Source organism: Microbacterium jepli (genome assembly GCF_047237905.1).
Taxonomy (GTDB): domain Bacteria; phylum Actinomycetota; class Actinomycetes; order Actinomycetales; family Microbacteriaceae; genus Microbacterium.
Genome location: NZ_JBDFLW010000001.1, coordinates 19486 through 42852 on the forward strand (window position 1 = coordinate 19486; position 23367 = coordinate 42852).

General features: G+C 66.9%; 26 protein-coding genes. 13 read left to right on the top strand and 13 right to left on the bottom strand.

The genetic code is table 11. From position 1 onward, the window contains the following. The first annotated feature begins 66 nt into the window (after nt 1–66). The 3 genes from ABC304_RS00115 to ABC304_RS00125 all read left to right on the top strand — a co-directional run bounded on the left by ABC304_RS00115 (nt 67) and on the right by ABC304_RS00125 (nt 1545). Complete coding sequence (locus ABC304_RS00115) at nt 67–450, top strand: hypothetical protein (RefSeq protein WP_005052841.1); 384 nt, start codon at nt 67–69, stop codon at nt 448–450. A 158-nt stretch (nt 451–608) separates the two neighbouring features. Beyond that, complete coding sequence (locus ABC304_RS00120; protein WP_062637442.1) at nt 609–1007, top strand: hypothetical protein; 399 nt, start codon at nt 609–611, stop codon at nt 1005–1007. Between the two features lie 139 nt (nt 1008–1146). Continuing rightward, nucleotides 1147–1545, top strand: coding sequence for a hypothetical protein (locus ABC304_RS00125; protein WP_062637441.1), 399 nt, complete (start codon nt 1147–1149; stop codon nt 1543–1545). A gap of 133 nt (nt 1546–1678) precedes the next feature. On the opposite strand, the gene ABC304_RS00130 is transcribed toward ABC304_RS00125, so the two are convergent. The 4 genes from ABC304_RS00130 to ABC304_RS00145 are packed head-to-tail and all read right to left on the bottom strand — an operon-like array spanning nt 1679 to nt 3685. Beyond that, on the bottom strand, nt 1679–2059 hold the full coding sequence (locus tag ABC304_RS00130) for a VOC family protein (protein ID WP_085603663.1): 381 nt from the start codon (nt 2057–2059) through the stop codon (nt 1679–1681). Between the two features lie 2 nt (nt 2060–2061). Next, nucleotides 2062–2466 (bottom strand): DUF1801 domain-containing protein, encoded by a 405-nt coding sequence (locus ABC304_RS00135; RefSeq protein WP_062637438.1) that lies wholly within the window; start codon nt 2464–2466, stop codon nt 2062–2064. After that, nucleotides 2466–2921, bottom strand: coding sequence for an SRPBCC family protein (locus ABC304_RS00140; RefSeq protein WP_054687628.1), 456 nt, complete (start codon nt 2919–2921; stop codon nt 2466–2468). Before ABC304_RS00140 ends, ABC304_RS00135 begins: the two co-directional genes overlap by 1 nt. Further along, nucleotides 2918–3685, bottom strand: coding sequence for an AraC family transcriptional regulator (locus tag ABC304_RS00145; RefSeq protein WP_067121902.1), 768 nt, complete (start codon nt 3683–3685; stop codon nt 2918–2920). Before ABC304_RS00145 ends, ABC304_RS00140 begins: the two co-directional genes overlap by 4 nt. Nucleotides 3686–3741: 56 nt before the next feature. On the opposite strand from ABC304_RS00145, the gene ABC304_RS00150 reads away from it, so the two are divergent. Beyond that, nucleotides 3742–4977: an IS256 family transposase gene (locus ABC304_RS00150; RefSeq protein ID WP_046746337.1), complete on the top strand. Its 1236-nt coding sequence runs from the start codon at nt 3742–3744 to the stop codon at nt 4975–4977. A 554-nt stretch (nt 4978–5531) separates the two neighbouring features. On the opposite strand, the gene ABC304_RS00155 is transcribed toward ABC304_RS00150, so the two are convergent. The 3 genes from ABC304_RS00155 to ABC304_RS00165 form a co-directional block, all read right to left on the bottom strand. Then, nucleotides 5532–6248, bottom strand: a complete 717-nt coding sequence (locus ABC304_RS00155; protein WP_062633823.1) for a class II aldolase/adducin family protein — start codon at nt 6246–6248, stop codon at nt 5532–5534. A gap of 95 nt (nt 6249–6343) precedes the next feature. Then, the gene (locus ABC304_RS00160) at nt 6344–7531 is read right to left on the bottom strand and encodes a thiamine pyrophosphate-dependent enzyme (protein WP_139833214.1); all 1188 of its coding nucleotides are present in this window, start codon (nt 7529–7531) and stop codon (nt 6344–6346) included. Between the two features lie 291 nt (nt 7532–7822). Next, nucleotides 7823–9277, bottom strand: coding sequence for an aldehyde dehydrogenase family protein (locus ABC304_RS00165; RefSeq protein ID WP_062633835.1), 1455 nt, complete (start codon nt 9275–9277; stop codon nt 7823–7825). 265 nt (nt 9278–9542) lie between these two features. Here ABC304_RS00165 and ABC304_RS00170 point away from each other — a divergent pair, with 265 nt between their 5' ends. From ABC304_RS00170 to ABC304_RS00195, 6 genes are read left to right on the top strand one after another with little or no spacing between them, the layout of a single operon-like run. Continuing rightward, complete coding sequence (locus tag ABC304_RS00170) at nt 9543–10985, top strand: Rieske 2Fe-2S domain-containing protein (protein ID WP_228164524.1); 1443 nt, start codon at nt 9543–9545, stop codon at nt 10983–10985. After that, nucleotides 10982–11572 (top strand): 3-phenylpropionate/cinnamic acid dioxygenase subunit beta, encoded by a 591-nt coding sequence (locus tag ABC304_RS00175; protein WP_062633826.1) that lies wholly within the window; start codon nt 10982–10984, stop codon nt 11570–11572. Before ABC304_RS00170 ends, ABC304_RS00175 begins: the two co-directional genes overlap by 4 nt. After that, nucleotides 11569–11913, top strand: coding sequence for a hypothetical protein (locus ABC304_RS00180; protein WP_085603657.1), 345 nt, complete (start codon nt 11569–11571; stop codon nt 11911–11913). The genes ABC304_RS00175 and ABC304_RS00180 overlap by 4 nt, the downstream gene beginning before the upstream one ends. Beyond that, nucleotides 11894–12088 carry a ferredoxin gene (locus ABC304_RS00185; RefSeq protein ID WP_062633830.1) on the top strand — a complete coding sequence of 65 codons (195 nt, stop codon included), beginning with the start codon at nt 11894–11896 and terminating at the stop codon, nt 12086–12088. The genes ABC304_RS00180 and ABC304_RS00185 overlap by 20 nt, the downstream gene beginning before the upstream one ends. Before the next feature lie 10 nt (nt 12089–12098). Next, on the top strand, nt 12099–13337 hold the full coding sequence (locus ABC304_RS00190) for an NAD(P)/FAD-dependent oxidoreductase (protein ID WP_062633832.1): 1239 nt from the start codon (nt 12099–12101) through the stop codon (nt 13335–13337). Beyond that, nucleotides 13334–14173, top strand: a complete 840-nt coding sequence (locus tag ABC304_RS00195) for an aldo/keto reductase (RefSeq protein WP_005050739.1) — start codon at nt 13334–13336, stop codon at nt 14171–14173. Before ABC304_RS00190 ends, ABC304_RS00195 begins: the two co-directional genes overlap by 4 nt. Before the next feature lie 99 nt (nt 14174–14272). Here ABC304_RS00195 and ABC304_RS00200 read toward each other — a convergent pair whose 3' ends face one another. Then, complete coding sequence (locus ABC304_RS00200) at nt 14273–15055, bottom strand: IclR family transcriptional regulator (RefSeq protein ID WP_039712028.1); 783 nt, start codon at nt 15053–15055, stop codon at nt 14273–14275. A gap of 487 nt (nt 15056–15542) precedes the next feature. Here ABC304_RS00200 and ABC304_RS00205 point away from each other — a divergent pair, with 487 nt between their 5' ends. Together ABC304_RS00205 and ABC304_RS00210 are read left to right on the top strand one after the other, a co-directional pair. Continuing rightward, nucleotides 15543–16778: an IS256 family transposase gene (locus ABC304_RS00205; RefSeq protein ID WP_046746337.1), complete on the top strand. Its 1236-nt coding sequence runs from the start codon at nt 15543–15545 to the stop codon at nt 16776–16778. 632 nt (nt 16779–17410) lie between these two features. Beyond that, the gene (locus tag ABC304_RS00210) at nt 17411–17932 is read left to right on the top strand and encodes a putative antibiotic biosynthesis monooxygenase (RefSeq protein ID WP_162303983.1); all 522 of its coding nucleotides are present in this window, start codon (nt 17411–17413) and stop codon (nt 17930–17932) included. Here the strand turns inward: ABC304_RS00210 and ABC304_RS00215 are convergent. Then, nucleotides 17853–18260, bottom strand: a complete 408-nt coding sequence (locus ABC304_RS00215; RefSeq protein WP_005050745.1) for an AMP-binding enzyme — start codon at nt 18258–18260, stop codon at nt 17853–17855. The genes ABC304_RS00210 and ABC304_RS00215 overlap by 80 nt on opposite strands. A 205-nt stretch (nt 18261–18465) precedes the next feature. On the opposite strand from ABC304_RS00215, the gene ABC304_RS00220 reads away from it, so the two are divergent. Then, nucleotides 18466–19716: an Eco57I restriction-modification methylase domain-containing protein gene (locus ABC304_RS00220; protein WP_082157161.1), complete on the top strand. Its 1251-nt coding sequence runs from the start codon at nt 18466–18468 to the stop codon at nt 19714–19716. Between the two features lie 268 nt (nt 19717–19984). On the opposite strand, the gene ABC304_RS00225 is transcribed toward ABC304_RS00220, so the two are convergent. The 4 genes from ABC304_RS00225 to ABC304_RS00240 are packed head-to-tail and all read right to left on the bottom strand — an operon-like array spanning nt 19985 to nt 23296. After that, on the bottom strand, nt 19985–20410 hold the full coding sequence (locus tag ABC304_RS00225; RefSeq protein WP_005050749.1) for a hypothetical protein: 426 nt from the start codon (nt 20408–20410) through the stop codon (nt 19985–19987). A gap of 35 nt (nt 20411–20445) precedes the next feature. Then, nucleotides 20446–20847, bottom strand: a complete 402-nt coding sequence (locus ABC304_RS00230; protein WP_005050751.1) for a hypothetical protein — start codon at nt 20845–20847, stop codon at nt 20446–20448. Beyond that, the gene (locus tag ABC304_RS00235) at nt 20844–21668 is read right to left on the bottom strand and encodes a hypothetical protein (protein ID WP_047801722.1); all 825 of its coding nucleotides are present in this window, start codon (nt 21666–21668) and stop codon (nt 20844–20846) included. Before ABC304_RS00235 ends, ABC304_RS00230 begins: the two co-directional genes overlap by 4 nt. After that, nucleotides 21668–23296 (bottom strand): hypothetical protein, encoded by a 1629-nt coding sequence (locus tag ABC304_RS00240; RefSeq protein ID WP_005050756.1) that lies wholly within the window; start codon nt 23294–23296, stop codon nt 21668–21670. The genes ABC304_RS00235 and ABC304_RS00240 overlap by 1 nt, the downstream gene beginning before the upstream one ends. Between the last annotated feature and the right edge of the window lie 71 nt (nt 23297–23367).

Consider the following 23367-nt stretch of genomic DNA (forward strand, 5'->3'; position numbering starts at 1 on the left):
CAATGTCGGAGGCCACCCGTAGCCTGTGAATGTCACATTCACCGTCGAGAGTCCAAGGAGGACGCCATGACCGACACCACCACCCTCATCACCCGCACCCCCGGCGACACGTTCCGCTTCCGCGGCACCGAGTACGTGCTGATCGACTTCGCCCGCACCAAGGCGAAGATCGCAGCCCTCACCGAACCCGGCAAGGTGTACACCCTCGCCCGCACCGCCACCGTCGAGCCGACCGGGCACAGCGACGACGCACTCGCCGCTGCCCTGCAAGCCACCGCGGCCGCGCTGCCGAGCCTGATCCCCGGAACCCGCGTGCGCATCGTCGCCAACCCGCGCACCACCCGTGACGGGCTGGCCGGAGTCGAGACACTCATCGTCCGCACCAACCCCAAGTCATACACGCTCGCCAACGGCTGGCGCGTCAGCCCTGGGCTGGTCGAAGCCGTCTGACCCCCTCGCCGCCGCCGGGTGCACACCTACCCCGGCGGCGGCGAGCACCACCCACCCGAGGGGAGCCGGCTACACGCCCCTCCCCTCGGCGGGAGCACCTCGAGTTCCATCCCCCGCCCGCGCTCGCCGCAGGCCTTCACCGTCCCCAGGAGGACACAATGACCACCACCGAACCCGCGGCCTCAGCCGCACCCCGCATCCCTGCCGACGACCTGATCGACCGGCTGTGGAGTCTCATGCACGACATCGAGGCAGCCGATTTCCCCGCGCTGCGCATCGTCGAGCTCGACGAGCCGACCGACTACGGCGAGCGCACCGTGCTGTGGTGCCCGCGCTGCGATCAGCACGTCAACGTCGAGGACGGCTACCTGCGCGCGATCGACATGGACGTGCGCTACAACAGCGTCGGCCAGATCAACACCATCGAGCGCACCGTGCCGCAGTACGAGGCAGACCCCGACCCCGGCGACGTGCTCGTGTACCTGCACCAGACCGACGCGCACGGCGAGCACGGCGTGCGTCTCCCCGAGGGCTGGGAAGGCGTCTGGAAGGCGTAGCCGCACCCCTGCGACATGAGCGCCCCGCGCCTCTGCCGGGGCGCTCACGCACGCCACGACCGACCCTCTGCTGCGATGTCCGACCCCACCCGTAGGCTGTGAACGTCACATTCACTAGCAAGCGATCCGGGAGGACGCCATGACCACCTACATCACCTTCGGCCCCGACCACGCCGACCTGCACCCGCACGTCGGTACGGGACTGAACCGCGGCTACGTCGCGATCAGCACCGGCGACCGCGGCCGCGACATCGCCGCGGCGTTCGCGATCCTCGGCGAGCAGTGGGCCTTCGACTACCAGGACGCAGCCGCGCTGGATGCCCGCTACCCGGACGGCGAGATCGCCCGCATCACCCTCATCGACGAGGCGGCGCAGAAGGAGATCGCCGGTCTGATCGAGGACACTTTCGCCGCGGCCGAGGGCGACAGCAACGACGCCGAGATCGAGGCGCTACAGGCCGCACGCGACCGCCTGGCCGCGCTGATCGACTACACCCCCGCCCACGAGCGGGACTGGACGCCGCTCGACGCGGCCTGATGTAGGAACCGCTCAGAGTTGTCCGCGGTGCCAGCCACAGAGCCGGGATCTCCCACCGAAGATGTCCACCGGAGTGCGGCCAGATTCTGTGCTGAGTTGTCCACGACGGCTGCGGCCAGCTTCGTCGAAGCCGTCAGTACTTGATTTCCGCTGGATCTCTGAACGCCACTAGACCTACGAGATTTCCTTCGGGGTCGCGAATGAATGCTTGCCATTCTTCTCGCCCTGCTGGTCCGAGCGCATCTCTGGTGTGAGTGAAGATCGGCCGCCCCGGGGATACGATTTCGACCTCGCCGGCTCGGTCGACGGCTAACTCCAGATCATCGACGCGGAGGTAGAGCAGCGCTGACGGTGCCGCGCTCTCGAGTAGCAAACGGACGCCGTCGAGATCGAAGAACACCAAACCGGGCGGATCGAATCGGGCCACAGGGGCGGAGCCGAGCAGTGCGGAATAGAAGGCTGTGGCGCGTTCCAGATCGACCACGCGCTGGGCTACTTGGACGAGAGACGCCATGCTCATTTGCCGTCGCCGTGCACGTCTCGAATGACGGCGAGGGAGCGATCGAGTAGTTCCCGCAGCGCATCTTGGTCCACCCCCGACAATCGGGGGAGGTAGAGGCACGCGCTACTGGTGCGGTGTGGACCGAGCCGCTCGAGCAGGTCGGGCCACCGCTCGGCAAACCCCTCGACCAGGTAAAGCGTGTGCTTGGACCCGGAAGCGAAGGCGATCTCAGGCGCGATACCCTCTCGCCCGCTGTCGTACGCGTAGCCGTATTGGCCGAACCCGACAATCCGTTCCGCCCACACCACCGGCGGGCGCTGTGCAACGTGCTCGAAGAGCTCGAGGAGTTCGGTTACCTCGCCGCGTCGTGGCCCGGTTGCCCGGTCCAGCGCCTCGTCGACGCTGGTGTCGGAAGGCATCACGAGGCGGTCTCCGTTGCTCGCTGCGATTCGATGTATGCCTTGAGTCGGGCCAGATGGTCGCCGTCCTCCTTCTTTGTGATCGCGGCCACCAGGGGCAGCATCATCCGCCGCAGTCCGCCGGCGGCGAGCTCGCACGTCCACTCGATCCGCGTGCCGGTGCCGGCCGGGTGCAGCCGGTAGACGTAGGTCGCGGTGATGCCCTCCGCCTCGCTGGCGACCGCAAAAGCGGTGGGCGGCTCGAGAGCCACGATCTGCAGCTGCCCCGTCGCCTCCTTGCTCTTCACTCGGCGCGTCTCCTCGATGACGGACCCCACAGCGAGCGGGCCATCCGTCACCTTCACGCTCTTCACGACACCGTCGACGTAGTCGACCGCCCTTGTGGGATCTGCCAGCACTGCGAACACTTCCTGTTGCGATCTGTCGATGTGCTCGGTGAACTCGAAAGCGATCATGGGCCTTCTCCTGGGTGATGGTCGGGGTGGTGATCAAGAGGCACATAGGCGTCTGTCCAGCTGACGCGAACGGCGTCGTTCGCGCGCTGGTCGACGTGATGGATCTCGAAGGGCGGTGCGCAGCGCAACCGCCACCCTTCTGAGGGCATCCATTGCACCCCGATAGCCGCGAAGGTCTTCGCGATCTGCTCTGCACCGCCGGTGTGCCGATGCGCGACGCACACCTGCGCCGGCATCTGGCGGTAGGTGAAGGGGTGGGGTGGATCTATCGGTGCGGCAATGGGGATGCCAGCGTCGAAGCGGATCTGCTCGTTGTCCACCACGTAAGGGTCATCTGGGGTGATGCCCACGAGGAGGTCGGAGGAGTGGGCGATGCCGTGCTCTATCGCGAAGGCCCTCAGCTGCTGCCACGGCTCGACCGATGGGTGCCCGATGCCGAGGCCGTTGTACCCGCGATGACGGAGGACGAGCAGGTGCCGCTCGGGGGTGCTCTCAACCCGTACCGGGACGGCATCGAGGTCATAACGGAGTGTCAGCGGCGTCTCTTCTGCGAAGCCCGCAAACGTCGTGCTCTGCTGCGCCAGGTCCGCGTGCTCGCGGTACGCGCGCAGCATCCTCCGATACTCCGATGGACTGATCTCGAACCGCTGCACGAACGCGCGTGTGAAGGTCTCGGGCGTTGCGAACCCGGATTCCAACCTGGAGTCCCGCGGGGTGGTGGTCTTTCGGGCCCGCGGCGTCGTGACCGCGACGGGGTGAGCCATCGTGCGATGGTCAGTGAGAACGACCAAGAACTCACACAGAAAGACGACACCGCACGATGGCTCTTGACCAGTCTGCCCTCCTCGAGCTGCTCGGGGAACTGAAGCTCACCGGCACCACCGACCGCATCCGAGCCGCGACCGAGCGGCTCTACCAGGAGCTGATCGACGCGGAGACAGCCGCATTCATCGGCGCCGCCCCCTACGAGCGCACGAGCGAGCGCACGACTACCCGCAACGGTTCCCGGCCGCGGGTGCTGTCGACCACGGCTGGGGATCTGGAGTTGCGGATCCCGAAGTTGCGGCAGGGGTCGTTCTTCCCGTCGCTGCTGGAGCGGCGCCGCCGGGTCGACCAAGCCTTGTTCGCGGTCGTGATGGAGGCCTACCTCCACGGCGTCTCAACCCGGAAGGTCGATGACCTCGTCAAAGCGCTCGGCGCTGACACTGGCATCTCGAAGTCCGAGGTGTCCCGCATCTGCCAAGGGCTCGACGCCGAGGTCGCATCGTTCCGCGACCGCTCGCTGTCTGACATCGCCTACCCCTACGTGTTCCTCGACGCGACCTACTGCAAGGTCCGCATCGACCACCGTGTCGTGTCCCAGGCGGTCGTCGTCGCGATCGGCGTCGCCGCTGACGGGCGGCGGGTCGTGCTGGGCTTCGATGTCGGAGACAGCGAGACCGAGGAGTTCTGGAAGCAGTTCCTGCGCTCGTTGAAGACACGAGGTCTGGGCGGGGTGAAGCTGGTGATCTCCGACGCCCACGCCGGACTGAAGAAGGCCGCAGCGACCGTGTTGCAGGGCGCCGCCTGGCAGCGCTGCCGCGTCCACTTCATGCGCAACGTCCTGACCGCCCTCCCGAAGGGCCGGCAGGAGATGGTCGCCAGCGTGATCCGCACGATCTTCGCCCAACCCGACGCCGAGCACATCGATGCCCAGTTCGACGAAGTCGTGCGCATGATCGAGCGCGTCCACCCCAAGACCGCCGTGATGCTCACCGACGCCCGTGACGACATCCTCGCGTTCAAAGCGTTCCCCGCCCGGCATTGGCGACAGATCTGGTCCACGAACCCGCTGGAACGCCTCAATCGGGAGATCAAGCGCCGCACCGACGTCGTTGGCGTGTTCCCGAACAACGCCGCCCTGCTCCGCCTGGCCGGCTCCGTCCTCGTCGAGCAACACGACGAATGGGAAGCCGCCGACCGCCGCTACTTCTCCGAAGCCTCCATGACCGAGCTCACCGCGACCACCCCCACCATCGACGAGGCGGTGATACTCCCCGAGATCACCGCCGCCTAAACTAACGACAGCTGATCATCGCAACGAAGCGAAAGACCACCACTCAAACGGACGCGGCCCTACCGGGAGTCGAAGGTCCGAGTCTCGGAACGGCACCGGCGCCAGGTTGTCGTCGAGATCACGTTCGCTTCCCCCCATGACCTCATCCGGTGGGAGGACAGTAAGGAGCGGCAGGCGCACCTGCAACAGGCCGTGCCGCTCACGATCGGGCAGGCCCGTCCACTGACTCCGGACGCCCTCACCGGTGCAATCCCGACGGCCGGTCCCGCGCGCCCGCGGTGGTGGACGGCGCGATAACGCTGCACCCGAGCGCCCCGCCGAGACGATCCGGCGGGGCGCTCCCGTGTCCACCCCCCGGCCCGTCAAATGTCCGACCCCCCCTACTACTGTTGTGTGTGTCAGATACACAACATGGCGCGAGCCGTTAGGCGCGGGCGGCGTGTGCCGGCATGCCGGACCGCCCCACCAGGGGCGAACGGCCGGCTTCGCCGACGCGATGACGCGCCGGCCGCGAGCGGGCGGATTTGCTCAGCGCGCCTGGAGGAGGCGCGCTTTCAGACGCTCTCCCCGCGCCTGGCGTTGGCTCTCCAGATCTCCCAGGCCCTCGTGAGCTGCCCGTTGTTGGATTCCGCGGCCGCGGCGCCCTCTTCTGCGGTGAGGGCGGTGTAGCCGCCGAGCTGACCGGCCGTCACCTGTGCTCGGGCGTTGAGGTCCGCGTAGACCGCGCGGGCGACCGCCTGCGGGATCGAGTCGCCCACGGCGACGAATCCGTGTCCTCGCATGAGTGCGACCGCCGCGCCCCCGAGGGTCGCAGCAAGGTCCGCGCCGAGCGAACCGCTGCGGATCAGCAGGTCGCTGGAGGACCCGACGCTGTCACGGATCTCGAAGACCGGGACCGCTTCGCCGAGGAAGCCCGCCATGTGCCACACCGCCTGCAGAGGCGTCCTGGAGATGCTGAAGGGCACCATCGACGCGGAGTGGCTGTGGACAACGGCCTGGACATCGGCGCGTGCCCGGTAGATCTCGCCGTGGATGAATCGTTCGAGATAGCTCGGTCTGTCGTCCGCGGTCGTCCCGTCCAATCCGATCACCTGAATGTCGTCGGGCGTGACGAGGCCGGGGGCCAGGTTTCTGGAGATGAGGAACCTGCTCGGGTCGTCGGGGTCACGGACGCTCACGTGGCCGAAAGCATCGAGGATGCCGTGGCGGACGAGAATGCGATTCGCATCGACGAGATCCTCTCGAACCCCTAGTCGATCACCAGTTGACATCCTTCATCGCTCCCTACTGCAGACGTACGTGTCGCTGTCAGCCCGAACACGCGGCTCACTCACCGTATACGGCGCTGTCACTCCTGCTCGACATCTCACGCGAACGCCTGCCCGAAGACCCGGACATCGCCCATCGCAGACGCGACCTGGATCAGCGTCGGCCCATCCTCGGCGAACGCGGCGGCGAACGCGCTCTCGAGCTCCTCCGGGTTGGACGCCCGCCAAGACTTCAGTCCCAGGCTTCGGGCGTACGATGCGTGGTCGATCGGGGGCCGGAAGGTCCAGCGCATCGCATCCTCTGCGCCGGGCTCTCCGAGCGAGCTGCCCATCGCTCCCGTCACGGTCGCGACGTCCCGCCAGCCCCCGTTGTCGAGGACGAGGTAGACGACCGGAACGTCGTACGCGGCAGCGGTGTGGATCGCTGTGGAGTTGAACATGAACCCGCCATCGCCGAGGACGGCGATCACTCGACGATCGGGACGAGCCATCTGGATGCCGACCGCCGCCGGCGCGCCCCAACCCTGAGCACTCGCCTTCCCCGAGAGGCCGAAATACGTCCACGGTGCGCCATAGTCGACGAGTGTGTCGATGAAGCCCTCCGCGGATCCGCACTGGTTGACGACGATCGTCTCGGAGCCGCCGAGGCGATGGATGAGGTCCGCGATGTGGGCCGCCGATACCGCGCCATCAGCCTCGCCGAGCAGGCGCGACCGCAAGGCTTCGCGGCCCGCTTCCCAGCGCTCTCTGAGCCCTCGCACCCGCCCGCCCGAGCTCACGGGTACCGCTCCGCCTTCAGCGAGGCGATCGGCGACCGCATCGAGCAGGCGCCCGGGGTGGCTGAGGATGCCGACCTGACCTGCGTACTGCCGGCGCAGAGCGAGCGGGTCCACGGTGACCTGCACCACGAGGCTGTCACCGAAATCCGGCAGGGGCATCGCCAGCCCCTCGGTGAGCTCGGCGCCGAGGAGGACGACGACGTCTGCGCCCTCCAGTGCAGGGCTCGATGCGGTCAGCTTGCCGACGTACCTCGGATTGGTGTTCGGGAAGGCGAGGTCGGCGCCCTTGATCTCCCCGAGCACGGACGCGTCCACCAGGTCGGAGAGCCTTTCCAGCGCGGCAATCGCACCGTACCGCGCGACCTCTGTCCCCACCACGATGACCGGACTGGCCGCCGTCCTGAGAATCTGGGCGAGACGCTCTACCGCATCCGGATCGAGCGCCTCATGCAGATACTCGGTCACCGGTCCCGGGGTGAACTCGATCTCCTCTTCCAGAAAGTCCATCGGAATGCCGAGGTGCACCGGACCGTAGGGAGGGGTGGAAGCGATCTGGAACGCTCGCTCGAGGAACTCCGGAAGCCGCTCCGCCCGGGGGATCTCAGCCGACCACTTCGTGTACTGCTGTGTCGCCTCTGTGATGGCCCGGGGAACGTTTTCGGCGCCCAGGCATCCCTGCAGGCGGCCTTCGCCTCGACGGGGTTTGCCCGAGGCTGACGGGAACAGCGCCTCCCAGCACCGCCGGCATGGATCGCGCCGCGCTTGCTGCGACGACGTACAGCGCGCAGCGCTGCCCCCCTACGAGAGCAGAACGGTCACGGTCTTCGTCTCGGTGTACGAGATCAGTTCGTCGAGGGACTCCTCGCGGCCGATCCCCGAAGCCTTCACCCCTCCGAACGGCAGTCCCCAGAAGTGCCGGCTGCCACTGTTGACGAGGATGTAGCCGGCCTCGATCTGCCGGGCGACGACGTGGGCGCGCGTGACGTCGCGCGTCCAGATGCTCGAGGTGAGCCCGTACTGGACGCCGTTGGCGATCCGTACGGCCTCCTCGTCGGCGTCGAAGGTGGTGACGGAGAGGACGGGGCCGAAGATCTCGTTCTGCTCGACGAACGACCCGGGGCTGACACCGGTGAGCAGCGTCGGCTCGACGAACCACCCCTCATCGAGGCCGGCGGGACGGCCGCCGCCCGTCGCCACGGTGGCACCCGCCTTCCTGCCTTCGGCGATGGCGCTGATGGACTTCTGGAACTGTGCCTCCGACACGAGCGGGCCCATGTCCACGGACGGGTCCAGCGGGTCTCCCACCCGGATCGCGGCCATGCGCTCGGCGACCCGGCCGATCACTTCGTCGGCCACCGAGGAGTGCACGAGCAGGCGGCTCGTCGAGCCGCAGCTCTGTCCGGCGACCCACGTGAAGTTCATACCCGCGACGGCACCGGCCGCAGCCGCCTCCAAATCGGCGTCGGCGAAGACGATCTGAGCGTTCTTTCCGCCCAGTTCGAGCGACACGTGCTTGACTCCGGTCTCGGCTGCATCCCGCTGGATCGATTGCCCCGTCGCGGTGGACCCGATGAAACCGATCCGGCGGACCTCGGGATGACGCACCAGCGCGCGTCCGGTCACCGCGCCGCGACCGCTGACGGTGATCAACAGATTGTCCGGGAGGATCCCGACCGCGAGCTCGGCCAGGCGCAACGAAGACAGCGGCGTCTGGTCCGGGGCCTTGAGGACCACGGCGTTGCCGGCGACGAGGGGCGCGGCGACCTTCGCCGCCGCGAAGAAGAAGGGATGGTTGAACGCACCGATACGCGCGACCACTCCGTAGGGCACCTGCATGGTGTAGTGGAGGTTCGTGCTCACCGGAATCGTCCGGCCACCGAGGTCGAGCGCCATGTCGGCGAAGATCTCCATGAGTTCCGCCGCCGCGTCCACATCGCCCCTCATCATCGAGAGGGTGAACCCGCCGTCCAGTGCGTCGAGAGTGGCGAGCTCCTCACGGTGCTCTCGGATCGTCGCAGCGAGTTGCCGGATCACGGCGGCCCGGGCTCGGGGCGGCATCGCGCCCCAGGCCGGCTGCGCAGCCTGCGCCGCCGCCACCGCGCGCCCGACCTCCTCCTCGGAGAGGTCGGGGGCGGAGGTCAGGGGACGCCCGGTCGTGGGGTTCTCGACCTCGTAGCGCGCGGCACTGGCCCACGGCTTGCCATCGAGAGTGACGGTCCATTCCCGGTCTGCGACATCGGTCGACGGGCTCATCATTGACTCCTCGTTTCCAGCAGAAGCGGTTTCTGTGTTCCAGAGGAGCATGCCCACCCTCTGGGACGGGAGGATGGTCCTCGCAGCCGCGACGCATCGCCTCCTCCTCCGAGCGCGGCCGCGAAGGCCTTCCTCGGGCCCACTTGACGTAAGGCGCGCGTGTGTGGCAGAATCAATTTCTGCACATCAGAAACTATGCCTCGGCCCGCTTCGACGTGCGACGTCGGAGCGGTGTCGAAGCATTACACTACGGATAGGCGCGACGATGAGCACTTCCAGCATGACGATCTACGACGAGATCCGTCGCGGAATGATACCGGCGTACATCTACAACGACGCGGAGATCTTCGCGCGCGAACGAAAGAACCTTTTCAGCCGCGCCTGGCTGTTCGTGGGCCACGAGTCCGAGATTCCTCAGGCCGGCGACTACGTCGTCCGGCGAATACTCGACGACTCGTTCATCATCGTCCGCGACGAGAAGGGTGAGATCCGCGCCCACTTCAACATGTGCCTGCATCGCGGCATGCAGGTCTGCCGGGCCGAGATGGGGAACGCCTCGCACTTCCGCTGCCCGTACCACGGGTGGTCCTACCGCAACGACGGACGCATCGTCGGACTCCCCTTCCACGAGGAGGCCTACGGCGGCGAGGCCGGGTTCAGCCGAAAGGGCGCACGGCTCCTGCCGGCGCCGAACCTCGGTATGTACAACGGCCTGATCTTCATCAGCATGGACCCGGATGCGCCGAGCCTCGAGGACTACATCGGCGACTTCAAGTTCTATCTCGACTACTACACCCGGCAGAGCCCCAGCGGCATCGAGCTCCGGGGCCCGCAGCGGTGGCGCGTCAAGGCGAACTGGAAGATCGGCGCCGAGAACTTCGCCGGCGACATGTACCACACGCCCCAGACGCACACCTCGGTCGTCGAGATCGGGCTGTTCCGCGAGCCGAAGGCCGAGAAGCGCAAGGACGGCAACACATACTGGGCCGGCAACGGAGGCGGCACGACCTACAAGCTCCCGCCGGGCACGCTCGAGGAGCGGCTGCGGTACGTCGGCTACCCGGACGAGATGGTCGAGCGGATGAAGGCGACCTGGTCTCAGGAGCAGCTCGATGTCATCGGCCGCGACGGGTTCATGATCTCCGCGGCCTCGCTCTTCCCGAACATGTCCTTCGTCCACAACTGGCCCAAGGTCGAGGAGGGTTCGGACGAGGACGTGCTCCCGTTCATCTCCATCCGGACGTGGCTTCCGATCAGCGAGGACGAGACCGAGGTGTACTCCTGGTTCGCGGTCGACGCTGAGGCTCCGGAGGAGTTCAAGGCACTGTCGTACAAGGCCTACCTGATGTGCTTCGGGTCGACGGGCATGTTCGAGCAGGACGACGTGGAGAACTGGGTCTCGCTCACGAACACGGCGAAGGGATCAATGGCGCGGCGCCTGCTCCTGAACAGCCGCATGGGCATCCTCAAGGATGGATCGCCGGTCGTCGAGCCGCTCGGCCCCGACCAGTTCGCCGGCCCCGGCGTCGCGCACGTGGGCTACGGCGAGTACAACCAGCGCCATCTGCTCCACCGCTGGGCGGACTACCTGGAGTCGGAGTACGAGGGCGTCGACTTCCGTGCCCTGTCGATCGGCGGCGAGCCGCCACTGGATGTCGAGCCCCGACCTGCGGGCATCACGAACAATGGTCAGAAGGTGGTCCGATGATCGAGGAGACCGGCAAGGCAGTTTCCGAAGTCTCCCGGCTTCGCAAGTCGTCAACCCTCGCCGACCGGGTGGGCTCGTCCCTGCCCTTCACGAGCGAGCTGCACGCCACGATCCATCGCTGGCTCGTCGAAGAGGCCTACACTCTCGACCAGCAGCGGTATGAGAGCTGGCTGGACATGCTGACGGAAGACATCCACTACGTCATGCCCGTCCGCGTGACCACCGCACTCGGCACGCCCTTCAGCACGTCCCCCGGGATGGCGCACTGGGACGAGAACAAGTACTCGCTCAGCCGGCGCGTCGCACGGTTCCTTACCGAGCATGCCTGGACCGAGGACCCTCCGTCCCGGCTGCGTCACTTCGTGACCAACGTGCGGGTGTTCGAGACCGACGTGCCCGGCGAGGTGCTCGCCGACTCCGCGATGCTGCTGTTCCGCAGCCGAGGAGACGTGAACGAGCCGTCGATCATCTCCGCCCACCGGGAGGATGTGTTCCGTGACGTCGGAGGCGAGTACAAGCTCGCGCGCCGCGTCATCCTCGTCGACGAGTCGGTGCTGCGCACCCAGAACCTGGCGATCTTCCTGTGACCCTGGAGTGGGAAGGCGCCGACGTCGATCGGGCCGCCGCGATCGCCGCCGCCGAGGAGCGCGCACGTTTGGTCGCGCGCACCGTCGGCGAGCCGCTCACGATCGCCAACGAGTTCTCTGAGATCACGGTGAGCCGGGTCGAGACCCGCAACGGGACGCGTCTGCTCATCGACTCTCCGAAATCCGGACAATGGATCGCACTCGACCCGCTCGAGCTGGAGGCGCTCACCTGGCAGACCGTCCAGACGTTCTCAGCGATGATCGGGTCGCCGTACGCGCCCGTGTTCCCCGACCCCGACCCATCATCAACGAGGAATGACCATGGCCACGGTGAAGGCTGACCTCTCCCTCTGCCAGGGCTACGCGAACTGCGTCGTGGCCGCGGGAGACTACTTCGACATCGACGACGACGGCAAGGTCGTGCTCTTGCAGCTCGAGGTGCCGGACGCGGAGCGCACTCGCGTCGAGGAAGCCGCCCGAAGCTGCCCGGTCTCGGCGCTGTCTGTCGAGGGTTGAGCCGATTCGCATGTCTCACGTCGTCGTCGTCGGTGCTTCCGTCGCCGGAGTCAAGCTCGTACAGAATCTTCGTTCGGAGGGGTTCACCGGCGCGATCACGCTGGTGGACCAGGAGAGCCATCCCCTCTACGACCGTCCCCCGCTGTCGAAGAAGTACCTCAGCGGCGCCGCATCCGACCCGGAGATCGCGCTGACGACGGCGGAAGCGCTCGAAGGCCTGCGGGTCGAGACCCGTTTCGGCGTCGCCGCGACCGAGCTGGATCCTGCCGGCAAGACGCTGACGCTCGCCGACGGCAGCGAGCTGACCTACGACATCCTCGTCATCGCGACGGGTGCCCGAGCTCGCCGAACCCCGTGGGCTTCCACTCCCGGCGTCCACGTGCTGCGTACCCGCGCCGATGCCGACGAGCTGCGCAAGGAGCTCGTTCCGGGCCGCCACCTCGCGGTGGTCGGCGCCGGATTCATCGGCGCCGAGGCGGCCGCCACAGCGCTTGCGGCCGGTGTCAAGGTCACCATCATCGAACCGATCGGTGCTCCGATGGGCCGGGCGATGAATATGGAAGTGGGCGGTATCTTCGCGGAGAAGTACCGCAGGGAGGGTGCTGAGCTACGCTTCGGCGTCTCCGTCGAGAACGTCGAGCGCACGGGTGACCGCGTCCAGGTCACGCTCACCGATGGCGCGACGCTGGATGTCGACGCTGTCCTGCTCGGTATCGGAGCGGTCGTCAACACGGAGTGGCTCGAGTCGTCGGGCCTCGCGCTGGATAACGGTGTCGTCTGCGAAGGCACGCTTGCCGCCGTCGGCGTCTCCCACGTGTATGCGATCGGCGACGTGGCACGATTCATGAACCGACGGCATCCCGACCCGATCCGGTTGGAGCACTGGACGAGCGCGACGGATCAGGCGCTGATTGTCGCGCATAACATCGCTCACCCGGATGACCTGCGCAGCTACGACCCGACGGAGTATGTGTGGAGCGACCAGTACGACTGGAAGATCCAGATCGTCGGGCATACCGGATCTGATCACTGGACGATGGTGGGCGACCCTGCGCAGGACCGCTTCGCCGTCGTGTACGGCGAGAGCCAAGGGCAGGCCGAAGGTGCCGTCATCGTGAACTGGCCGCGTGCCCTCGTCGACGCCCGCCGCTCGGTCGCCTCGCGAGCGAAGGCGGACGAGCTGATACATCGGCTGCGCGCCCTCCTCGAGCCCTCGAGCACGGCTCCGGCGAAGGCGGCCGCCCGATGAGAGCTGACGACACCACCCTCCCCCTCCTGCACGGTCACCGCATCCCGCGAATCGGGGTGGGCACGTGGCCACTCACGGGAGACGAGTGCGCAACGATGGTCGAGAAGGCGGTCGGCTACGGTTACCGCCTGTTCGATACGGCGTACAAGTACGCGAATGAGGAGGCCGTCGGTGCCGGTCTGCGTGCATCGGGCATCCCTCGTGACGAGGTCTTCATCACGAGCAAGTTCAACAAGGAGGACCACAGCGTCGAGGGAGTGCAGCGCGCGTACGACCGATCGCTGAAGACCCTTCGCGTCGACTACCTCGATCTGTTCCTGATCCATTGGCCGGTTCCGGCCCTCGACCGATACGTCGAAGCGTGGAAGGGTCTGGTGAGACTGCTCGAAGAGGGACGAGTGAAGGCGATCGGCGTCTCCAACTTCAAGTCTCACCACCTTCAGCGCGTCGTCGACGCGACCGGTGTCGTCCCCGACGTCGATCAGATCCAGCTCAGCGTCGACATCGCCCGTGTCGAACAGCGCAGCTTCCAGCGCGCTCACGGCATCCTGACCGAGGCGTGGAGCCCGCTCGGACGCGGAGGAGCCCTGCTGTCCGATCCCGCGGTGACCGCGATCGCGTCGAAGTATGACAAGTCGCCCGCACAGGTCCTACTGCGCTGGCACATCGAGGAAGGGATCGTTCCCGTCCCGCGCGCCGGCGATGAGAAGCATCTCGCGCAGAACATCGACGTCTTCGATTTCACGCTCAGCTCGGAGGATATGGCGACGCTGAGTGGGCTGGATCAAGGCGAAGAAGCCGCCCGCGACCCGGACGATCCGGCCAACGGGCACTGAGGCCCACGGCGGCGGGTCGGTCGCTCCCGCAGCCACGCTCATCAGCGGCGTGTTCGCGTGCGCAGCGCATCCATGGGCGCTACGACGACCCGGGCCGGTTCACCCCAACAGTTCGGCGAGGCGGATCGCGGCGTCCTGCAGTGACCGCGCTAGGGACTTGACCTTGCCCGGCGGTAACCGCTGCACGGGCGCGGAGGCGTTGATCGCCAGTCGCAGTCCCGACGAGACGTGGACCGGGACCGCGACGCTCGCCACGCCGTCCTCGCTTTCCTGCCGATTCACGGCATAACCGTCCAGTCGTGTCCGAACCAGTTCGGCGACGAGTTCGTCTCGGGAACGTATGGAGTTCGGTGTGACGATCTCGAGCTGCTCGTCCGGGTACAGCCGGAAGAGCTGCTCGTCGCTCAGCTCGGCAAGCAGCGCCTTGCCGGTCGAGGTGCAATGCGCCGGCAGGGTCTTGCCCAGTCTCGAAACCACGCGCACGGCCACATCGGGCTCGGCAACGGCGAGGAATCGGACATGGTTGCCCTCGAGCGTGCCCAGGTGGCAGGTCTCACCGAGGGCGGCGCTGAGGTCCTCGAGGATCGGCTGCGCCAGTCTCGGGACATCCATCCTGCGCAGCACCGAGAAGGCCACCGTCGTCAGCGCCGGGCCAGGGCCGTAAGCCTTGGTCACCGGGTTCTGCCGCACGAAGCCGCGCCATGCCAGCATCGCGAGAAGTCGGTGCGCGGTCGAGGTCGCCACCCCGAGGAGGGCACCGGCGTCCGTGAGCCGCAGCTCGTGCTCCTCACCCAGCAGCAGGATCAGCTTCAGCGCGTTGTCGACCGACTCGATCGGATACTGGGGTGGATCGCCCGGCGACCCGAGCTGTCGATTCTGCACGGCAGAAAGCTTACTTGCAACGTGGGCGCGCTCCTCCTGCACCGCGCGCTCCGATGCCGACCCGACAGGCGGGAGGATCGTCTCCGCGGTGCCACTGCAGCCCGTGCCACCCCACGCCGCCCGCGTGGCTCCCTGTGACGGCCCCGACGGCCCAGGCGCTCTACGGTCGGAGCAGGACCTTCAGGCTGCTGGACGCGTCGCGGGACTGCTCGAAGGCGGCGGCGGCATCGTCGAAGGCGAACTCGTGGGTCGCCAGCGGCGACAGATCGATCCCCTGGGCGTCGGACGCCTGACGATCGACTCGAGGACGGCCTCGTACTCGCGATGAGCGATGGCGAACGACTGCGGGTGCCACAACTGATAGACCTGGAGTCCCGCGGGGTGGTGGTCTTTCGGGCCCGCGGCGTCGTGACCGCGACGGGGTGAGCCATCGTGCGATGGTCAGTGAGAACGACCAAGAACTCACACAGAAAGACGACACCGCACGATGGCTCTTGACCAGTCTGCCCTCCTCGAGCTGCTCGGGGAACTGAAGCTCACCGGCACCACCGACCGCATCCGAGCCGCGACCGAGCGGCTCTACCAGGAGCTGATCGACGCGGAGACAGCCGCATTCATCGGCGCCGCCCCCTACGAGCGCACGAGCGAGCGCACGACTACCCGCAACGGTTCCCGGCCGCGGGTGCTGTCGACCACGGCTGGGGATCTGGAGTTGCGGATCCCGAAGTTGCGGCAGGGGTCGTTCTTCCCGTCGCTGCTGGAGCGGCGCCGCCGGGTCGACCAAGCCTTGTTCGCGGTCGTGATGGAGGCCTACCTCCACGGCGTCTCAACCCGGAAGGTCGATGACCTCGTCAAAGCGCTCGGCGCTGACACTGGCATCTCGAAGTCCGAGGTGTCCCGCATCTGCCAAGGGCTCGACGCCGAGGTCGCATCGTTCCGCGACCGCTCGCTGTCTGACATCGCCTACCCCTACGTGTTCCTCGACGCGACCTACTGCAAGGTCCGCATCGACCACCGTGTCGTGTCCCAGGCGGTCGTCGTCGCGATCGGCGTCGCCGCTGACGGGCGGCGGGTCGTGCTGGGCTTCGATGTCGGAGACAGCGAGACCGAGGAGTTCTGGAAGCAGTTCCTGCGCTCGTTGAAGACACGAGGTCTGGGCGGGGTGAAGCTGGTGATCTCCGACGCCCACGCCGGACTGAAGAAGGCCGCAGCGACCGTGTTGCAGGGCGCCGCCTGGCAGCGCTGCCGCGTCCACTTCATGCGCAACGTCCTGACCGCCCTCCCGAAGGGCCGGCAGGAGATGGTCGCCAGCGTGATCCGCACGATCTTCGCCCAACCCGACGCCGAGCACATCGATGCCCAGTTCGACGAAGTCGTGCGCATGATCGAGCGCGTCCACCCCAAGACCGCCGTGATGCTCACCGACGCCCGTGACGACATCCTCGCGTTCAAAGCGTTCCCCGCCCGGCATTGGCGACAGATCTGGTCCACGAACCCGCTGGAACGCCTCAATCGGGAGATCAAGCGCCGCACCGACGTCGTTGGCGTGTTCCCGAACAACGCCGCCCTGCTCCGCCTGGCCGGCTCCGTCCTCGTCGAGCAACACGACGAATGGGAAGCCGCCGACCGCCGCTACTTCTCCGAAGCCTCCATGACCGAGCTCACCGCGACCACCCCCACCATCGACGAGGCGGTGATACTCCCCGAGATCACCGCCGCCTAAACTAACGACAGCTGATCATCGCAACGAAGCGAAAGACCACCACTCAAACGGACGCGGCCCTGATAGATGTGTAAGCAGCGTTCCGGGTAGGAGTCCACTACCCGCCCCAACGGGATGTCTGCACGCGCGACGCAGCAGCGGAGGAACGCGTGGTGCGCCACCAGCCAGGCGCCCATGTCACCGACTGCCAGCGCCGCATCCATTAGCGTCCCGTACTCGCGCGAAGCGCCGATCTCGGAGCGCAGCATCCGTCCACCGTCCGGCGCGCGCCTAAGGACTCCAGCTGAAGCCGGACACCGTAGAGCTGGTCGACCTCTTCTACGTCCGGGTGATACACCGTCGCTCGGCGATGGTATCGGCCTCGTTTGAGCCTTTCTTCCCGCAGCAAGCGAAACGCCTCGTGCAAATGACCTCCCCGTCGATCCAGGTCTTTCAACTTTCCATCCTGCGTGAGGCGGCAGTGGCGGTGACACTCCACTGCTCGGAAGAGCACTATTTCGCGCTATTGATCCGGACCCCGATGGTCGGAAGCTGTTCAGTGCCGCGTCATCGGCGCAATACGCTGGGAGACGGGGCTTCCTCTGCCCCGGGAGGACACCATGCAACCAGATAACCTCACGGTCACGGCTCGGGTGGCGCGCACAGCCGTCCCCGGGCGGCTGGACGATCTCACCGAGTGGGCGCATGGTTTCACCGGCCGGGCCCAGTCGTTCCCCGGCTACCGGGAGTCGAAGGTCCGAGTCTCGGAACGGCACCGGCGCCAGGTTGTCGTCGAGATCACGTTCGCTTCCCCCCATGACCTCATCCGGTGGGAGGACAGTAAGGAGCGGCAGGCGCACCTGCAACAGGCCGTGCCGCTCACGATCGGGCAGGCCCGTCCACTGACTCCGGACGCCCTCACCGGTGCAATCCCGACGGCCGGTCCCGCGCGCCCGCGGTGGTGGACGGCGATTTTAGTGTGGATCGCGCTGGTACCGCCTGCCATGTTCAACGCCTACTTCATCGCTCCGCTCCTGACCGGCCTGCCGCCGTACCTCCAGATCCTATGTACGACGCCACTGACCGTCGCGTGCGTCATCTGGGTGATGTTGCCTCTATTGCACGCGCTCGAGGAGAGCATCCGCCACTGGCTCGCGTGGCGGCGCGGGCGCTGAGCGTCTGCCCCATTAGGCGCTGTCGCGGCGGGCAAAGCCCTCTCCGCTCCCTCTTGTCAATCTTGCCTACCTTGGTGAGGGGCATGTCGTCGACGGCGATCAGCCGCTCGGGGTGCTTATGCTTAGCCACCCCGGCGGACTCCATGGCGGCGCGGATCCGTTCGAGCCCGAGCGGGCCGCCCTCCTTGAGACTCACGTAGACGCATACCCGCTCGCTGAACACGGGGTCGAGCATCGCGACGGCGGCCGCTAGATCGAAGCTGTCATAGCGGTAGACGAGGTCCTCCACCTCTTCGCACGAAATCTTCTCGCTGCCTCGGTTGATCATGTCGAGATGTAGCCATCCTCGGTGAAGGACCGCGCGTTCGTCTCAGGTGCGCGGTAGCATCCGCGCGGGGTGTAGCGGATCGGTTTCCTGCTCGAGCATAGATCGACGGCTCATCAGATGCCTCCAGAGTTCTTTTCGTCGGTTATGTCGGTGTGGTGATCAGCGGCGGCGCTGGCGCTTGCCGCCCCAGAACGCGCGGACTGCCATGGTGATCGCTTCGTCTTTGGTGAGGCGATCACCACGGGCCGCGGCTTCGTCGCGTGCCTGGTTGATGTACTCGAAGACGTCCGGAGGTAGTCGGAAGGTCGCGGGGTGTTTTTCGATGCGCTGGACATTGTACGGGCCGCGCTTCTTGCCGGTGCGGGGCGACGTGTCACACCCCAATCAGGGCGGCTTCGACGTCGTCATCGGCAACCCACCCTACGTCAACCGGCGCGAGCTCAGCTACCGCATCACCGGCTTCGAGACAGACAACGTCGACGACATCTACGCCTCCTGCTGCGAGCGCTCGGCGCAGATCACGCGCCCGGATGGCCGGCTCAGCCTGATCGTTCCCATCCGCAGCCAGTTCGCCGATCGCGACGAGTCACTGCGGAAGTTCTACGAGCGGCGGTTCGATGCGATCTGGGTGAGCACCTTCCAGGAACGCCCGGCTGCCCTGTTCCAGGTGAAGGTGCGCAGCACGATCATCACCGCCGCCGGGTATGGCAGCGTCTCCGAGCTGCACACGACGCTCACCCACAGCTGGATCGAGGCGTTCCGTCCGCATCTGATGGCGACACTGCGGTATTCGCTTCGGCCCGCCGGCTCGCGGACCCCGAACTGGATGCGCGCCAGCAGCGACGCGATGTTCGAGCTGATCGACACGCTGCTTGCGAAGGGCACGATCTCCTCGACGCCGCTTGTCCGTGTGAGCGACTACTCCGTCGGTTTCAAGAAGACCGCCACGTACTTCCTGAGCACGTACACGGTGCCGCCGGTCACCTACGACAAGACCACGCACGCCACGGTGCCCCTCAACGAGGGGAAGCTGTTCGTTCAGAACCGGAAGGACCAGCTCGCGGCCAGCGCGATCGCGGCGTCGCGGCTGGCGTTCCTGTGGTGGACGTTCACGGGCGACTGCTTCAACGTCACCAAGGGCACGATGTCGCAGATCCCATTCTCCCCGCACGCTTACGGGCAGGACACGTTCGATGCTCTGGTGGAGCTCGGCGAGAGGATCGAGGAGGCGCTGCCGGCCGTGCGCTCCTGGGATCTCAACTCCGGGAAGTACGTGGGCGGGTACGCGATCCCCGAACTGCGTCATCTCACCGGTCAGGCCGACGAGATCATGCTGGAGGCGATCGGCCGCATCGATCTGCTGCCGGAGATCCAGTACGCCCACGCCCGGATGTACAAGAGCACCGGGATTTCCGCGACGACACTGCGAAAGTTGCCGTTCGAGGTCGAGGTGTGACGCGCGACATCCGCACGGGTCCTTTGCCCTCGAGCGACTGCGATCGTTCGTCCGGGTCAGGATCCTCTGAGTGATGGATATGACAGGTAGGCGCTACCGGATGAGTTGACCCATCTCCCAGTCGCCGAGAGGGATCGTCCGACAAGTTCTGTCAGCGGTCCAAGCGGGACGGTGGCGGTCAGGTTGATCATCGCCGCACAGCATAGAACGCGTTCTCGAACTCGATGGGCGGGACGACACACCGACAGCGGTGGGGTGCCTACCCTTCTCAGGCGGAGTCACGGAGCGAGGTGACAAGCTCCGCGGGGAGGGCAAAGACCTTCTCGAGCAACGGGAGAAGGTCCCGGACTGCCTCGAGGTGCTGCTCTTCGGTCAGATCGTCGATCGCCGGAGGCTCGTCGCCAGTCCAGCCGATCGCTTCCGCCACGATCGTCAGGGACCAGGAGTCCCACCTGAGCCGCCCCTCGGATCGCAGCTGCTCCCGGAACTGACCGAGCACGCCCACGGGCTGAAACGCATTGCGATCGCGCGCGAGCTCGTCGCGAACGTACAACATCGCCGTTTCGAAACCGAGCAGGAACGTGTGCACTCGCTCGAACGTGACGGGCTGCCCGATATACATTCCGGATCGCTTCACGAATGCCTCGGCGATCGAGTAGACCGGCAACTCGGCCGGCCCGTTAGTTTCACTCATCTCGACTTCCCTGCCAGCAGCTCAGGAGACGGTCATTACCCGCGGCGCCGTTTGCGGCCCCAGTAGGCGCGAAGCGCAACGGTGACGATCTCGTCCTTGGTGAGGCGGTCGCCGCGGCTGGCTGCATCCTGCTTGGCCCAGTCCATCAGTTCAAGCGCGTCGTCGGGGAGACGGATCGAGACGGGCTTCTTCTGGACGTAGACGACGTTGTAGGGCCCCCGCTTCTTCTTCGCCGGCGGTGGCGTCTCCGCCTCGGCCGACTCAGGAGGCGTCGCGCTCGCCGCTGCCGGCTTCTGGCTTGCGCGAGGTGCGCGTGCGGGTGCTTCGGACGTCGCTGCCTGGTCGACGTCGCTGGTGACTTCCTCAGCGGGGGGCGCGGCCTTGCGTGCGCGGGGCTTCGCTGCAGCTGTGGGCTTCTTCGGGGCGGCCATGGTCACTGACCACCTCCTCGGTTTCCACGGCGGCGAGCGCGGCGCTCCTCGATGCGCCGCTTCTCTTCCATGCTGATGAGCTCCGCCGGCGACAGCGAGCGGGGGCGGCGAGTGCGGCCGCGCTCGGCCTGCCTCTGGTACTCGGTCGTCTTGGCCGTGCTGACGACGTTGAGGGTGACGCCGGTGATGGTGTCGCGGCTGGTGTCGAGGTTCACGTATCGGTTCTTCGACTCTTCGCGGAACCAGCCGAGGGCGTCGCCGCCGTTCTCGTGGATGCGCTTGAGCATCGTCGAGGCGTTGTACGAGTTGACCTCCATCACGCGGCCGTTGGAGAAGGTCAGGTGGGCGGTGATCTGCTTCTGCTTGTCGTGGGACTGGCCCTTGGCGGCGTTGCGGACCTGCTTGATCAGTTCGGCGTTCGCCTGCTCGCGGCCCTTCGCGGTGCGGCCCTTGGGGATGCGCATCTCGATGTACCGGTCGCCCCCGGTGGCGTATGCCACGTCGACGCGCAGCCGACCACCCTGGCGACCCTCAACGTAGGTGCCGCTGAGGTCTTCGGGGATGACGGGCTTGGCGCCGGCCTTGCCTCGCACGGGGGCGATCGAGCCGTCCTTGCGCCGGCGCCGCGGCGGGACGTGGGTGAGGCGTCCGGTGTCAGCGAGCTCCTGGAGCGCCTGGCGGTAGAGGGCGCCGCTGGTTTCGCCGTTGAGGATCTTGCGGACCATTCGAGGCGAGCGGTGCAGCTCCTCGGCGATCTCGGCCGTGCTGATGCCCTTGCGCCGCAGATCGCGGATGAGGTCTTGGGCGGTGCGCTGCTGGTCAGCCATCAGCCCTTCTCCTCTGCCTGCTCGAGCGCCTTGGCGATGCCGGCCCGCTCGGCACGTGCTTTCAGCGCGTCACGCTGCCGCAGCGTCTCCGGCGTGATGAAGGATCCGTTGAGGTAGCCCTGCAGGCGCAGGCGCCCGGTCTTGCCGTCGTCGCCGCCGCCGATGAACCGGTCCGGCAGGGACCACGCCGGCAGCTTGGTCGTGTAGATCGCATCACCCTGGATGCCGATGAGCGTCGAGGGGTCGACCGTGAGAGCACCGGAGGTGTAGCCGCCGAGGGAGCTGGGGCCGTGGAGGACGCGAGCGCGTGCGCGACCCCAGACCTGGGCGGCGAGCTCCGGGTGGTAGAAGCTTCGGGTGCGGTCGTTCGGGCGCGACGGGATGCGATAGATCCAGAGGTTGCCCTGTCGCAGCATCTTGGCCCTGTACTCGGGCGGGACGTCATCGGGCGACGCGGCGACGCGGGTCTCGTCGCGGCCCGCGGCGGCGAATGCACCGATCGAGTGCAGCATGATGTTCCGCAGCGCGGCGAGCACAGCGCGGCGCAGGTCCGGGTGCATCTCGTCCTGCAGCTGGACTCGCTCGCGGGCGCGCGTCATGCGCTCGGTGAAGGTGTCTAGAGGCTTGGCCTTGCGGAACACCACGGCCTCGTGAGGGCGGATCTCCCACCCGTGCTTGAGGGCGACGTGGATCTCGCTGCCGTCGGCCCAGGTGTCGTGCACCGCTCCGGGCCGGTTCGGATAGAACCAGCCTTCGCGAACGTCCAGGTGCTTCACACCGAGCAGGCCAACGTGGTTCCAGCCCTGAGGGACGCGGAACCGCACGTGGAAGCGGGCGCGCGCGTAGGGGTCTTGCTCGAGCAGCTCGTACGCGGCGGCCTGGTTCAGCCGGATCGCGGGGCCGATACCGAGCTCGCGCCCGACGCCGGCGAACATGAACCGGCCGTCGACGTAGGCGAACTCGCTGATCTTCTTCGTCTTGGCCGGGTCGATCAGCGGGACGCAGTCCTCGTGCTTGGCGAACGACTCCCCCGCGACCAGGTGGTCGTAGTGGTGCAGGCCCGAGGTGAAGTGGATCTCCTGGGCGATGTCGTCTTCGACCGGCACGGGGTTGATGTTCTTCGGCAGCGACAGCGCCCACAGGTTCGTTCCGGTGGCGGCAGGGCTGTTGAACAGGCGCGCGTTCTCGTCGGCGTGGCGAATGATCGACGCGGTGACGTTCCAGGCCAGACGAGCCTGGGCAGGGGTCAGCGGCCCGTCGCCGAACCACTCCTCCGCGGTGCGGACTTCGATCTTGAAGCCGGTGACCGCGTGCTCGAACCGACCGGTGGGCGGGCCGTTGTTGACCCAGTGGGCTCCGGGCTTCCAGTTCGGGGTCTGGACGTACAGCCAGTGCCGCACGCCAGGCGCAGGCTCGGGGCGCTTCCCGGTCAGCATGATGCGGTTAGCGCCGTACGAGGCAGCCGTGTCGAGCAGGTCCGTCAGGTTGGGGTTCTTGCGGCGCTCGCCGATGACGGGGCGAACGGGCGTGCCGGCGTCGGTGACGCCTTGCCCGGTGGTCTGGTCGACCCAGATCGTGGGCACGTCCTTCGGCGTCCACGGCTTGGGTCGGTAGTTCAGCTCGTCCATCTCACCCCCTCATTCGTCAGGTTATATTAGTCAAGAGTGCTTGAAAATTGCAATCAGATTTCGCAGTCGAC

Excerpts from the sequence above, each read along its gene's own strand:
- ABC304_RS00115 (WP_005052841.1), top strand. The coding sequence starts at position 67 with ATGACCGACACCACCACCCTCATCACCCGCACCCCCGGCGACACGTTC.
- ABC304_RS00120 (WP_062637442.1), top strand. The coding sequence starts at position 609 with ATGACCACCACCGAACCCGCGGCCTCAGCCGCACCCCGCATCCCTGCC.
- ABC304_RS00125 (WP_062637441.1), top strand. The coding sequence starts at position 1,147 with ATGACCACCTACATCACCTTCGGCCCCGACCACGCCGACCTGCACCCG.
- ABC304_RS00130 (WP_085603663.1), bottom strand. The coding sequence starts at position 2,059 with ATGGCGTCTCTCGTCCAAGTAGCCCAGCGCGTGGTCGATCTGGAACGC.
- ABC304_RS00135 (WP_062637438.1), bottom strand. The coding sequence starts at position 2,466 with ATGCCTTCCGACACCAGCGTCGACGAGGCGCTGGACCGGGCAACCGGG.
- ABC304_RS00140 (WP_054687628.1), bottom strand. The coding sequence starts at position 2,921 with ATGATCGCTTTCGAGTTCACCGAGCACATCGACAGATCGCAACAGGAA.
- ABC304_RS00145 (WP_067121902.1), bottom strand. The coding sequence starts at position 3,685 with ATGGCTCACCCCGTCGCGGTCACGACGCCGCGGGCCCGAAAGACCACC.
- ABC304_RS00150 (WP_046746337.1), top strand. The coding sequence starts at position 3,742 with ATGGCTCTTGACCAGTCTGCCCTCCTCGAGCTGCTCGGGGAACTGAAG.
- ABC304_RS00155 (WP_062633823.1), bottom strand. The coding sequence starts at position 6,248 with ATGTCAACTGGTGATCGACTAGGGGTTCGAGAGGATCTCGTCGATGCG.
- ABC304_RS00160 (WP_139833214.1), bottom strand. The coding sequence starts at position 7,531 with ATGGACTTTCTGGAAGAGGAGATCGAGTTCACCCCGGGACCGGTGACC.
- ABC304_RS00165 (WP_062633835.1), bottom strand. The coding sequence starts at position 9,277 with ATGAGCCCGTCGACCGATGTCGCAGACCGGGAATGGACCGTCACTCTC.
- ABC304_RS00170 (WP_228164524.1), top strand. The coding sequence starts at position 9,543 with ATGAGCACTTCCAGCATGACGATCTACGACGAGATCCGTCGCGGAATG.
- ABC304_RS00175 (WP_062633826.1), top strand. The coding sequence starts at position 10,982 with ATGATCGAGGAGACCGGCAAGGCAGTTTCCGAAGTCTCCCGGCTTCGC.
- ABC304_RS00185 (WP_062633830.1), top strand. The coding sequence starts at position 11,894 with ATGGCCACGGTGAAGGCTGACCTCTCCCTCTGCCAGGGCTACGCGAAC.
- ABC304_RS00190 (WP_062633832.1), top strand. The coding sequence starts at position 12,099 with ATGTCTCACGTCGTCGTCGTCGGTGCTTCCGTCGCCGGAGTCAAGCTC.
- ABC304_RS00195 (WP_005050739.1), top strand. The coding sequence starts at position 13,334 with ATGAGAGCTGACGACACCACCCTCCCCCTCCTGCACGGTCACCGCATC.
- ABC304_RS00205 (WP_046746337.1), top strand. The coding sequence starts at position 15,543 with ATGGCTCTTGACCAGTCTGCCCTCCTCGAGCTGCTCGGGGAACTGAAG.
- ABC304_RS00215 (WP_005050745.1), bottom strand. The coding sequence starts at position 18,260 with ATGATCAACCGAGGCAGCGAGAAGATTTCGTGCGAAGAGGTGGAGGAC.
- ABC304_RS00220 (WP_082157161.1), top strand. The coding sequence starts at position 18,466 with ATGGTGATCGCTTCGTCTTTGGTGAGGCGATCACCACGGGCCGCGGCT.
- ABC304_RS00225 (WP_005050749.1), bottom strand. The coding sequence starts at position 20,410 with ATGAGTGAAACTAACGGGCCGGCCGAGTTGCCGGTCTACTCGATCGCC.
- ABC304_RS00235 (WP_047801722.1), bottom strand. The coding sequence starts at position 21,668 with ATGGCTGACCAGCAGCGCACCGCCCAAGACCTCATCCGCGATCTGCGG.
- ABC304_RS00240 (WP_005050756.1), bottom strand. The coding sequence starts at position 23,296 with ATGGACGAGCTGAACTACCGACCCAAGCCGTGGACGCCGAAGGACGTG.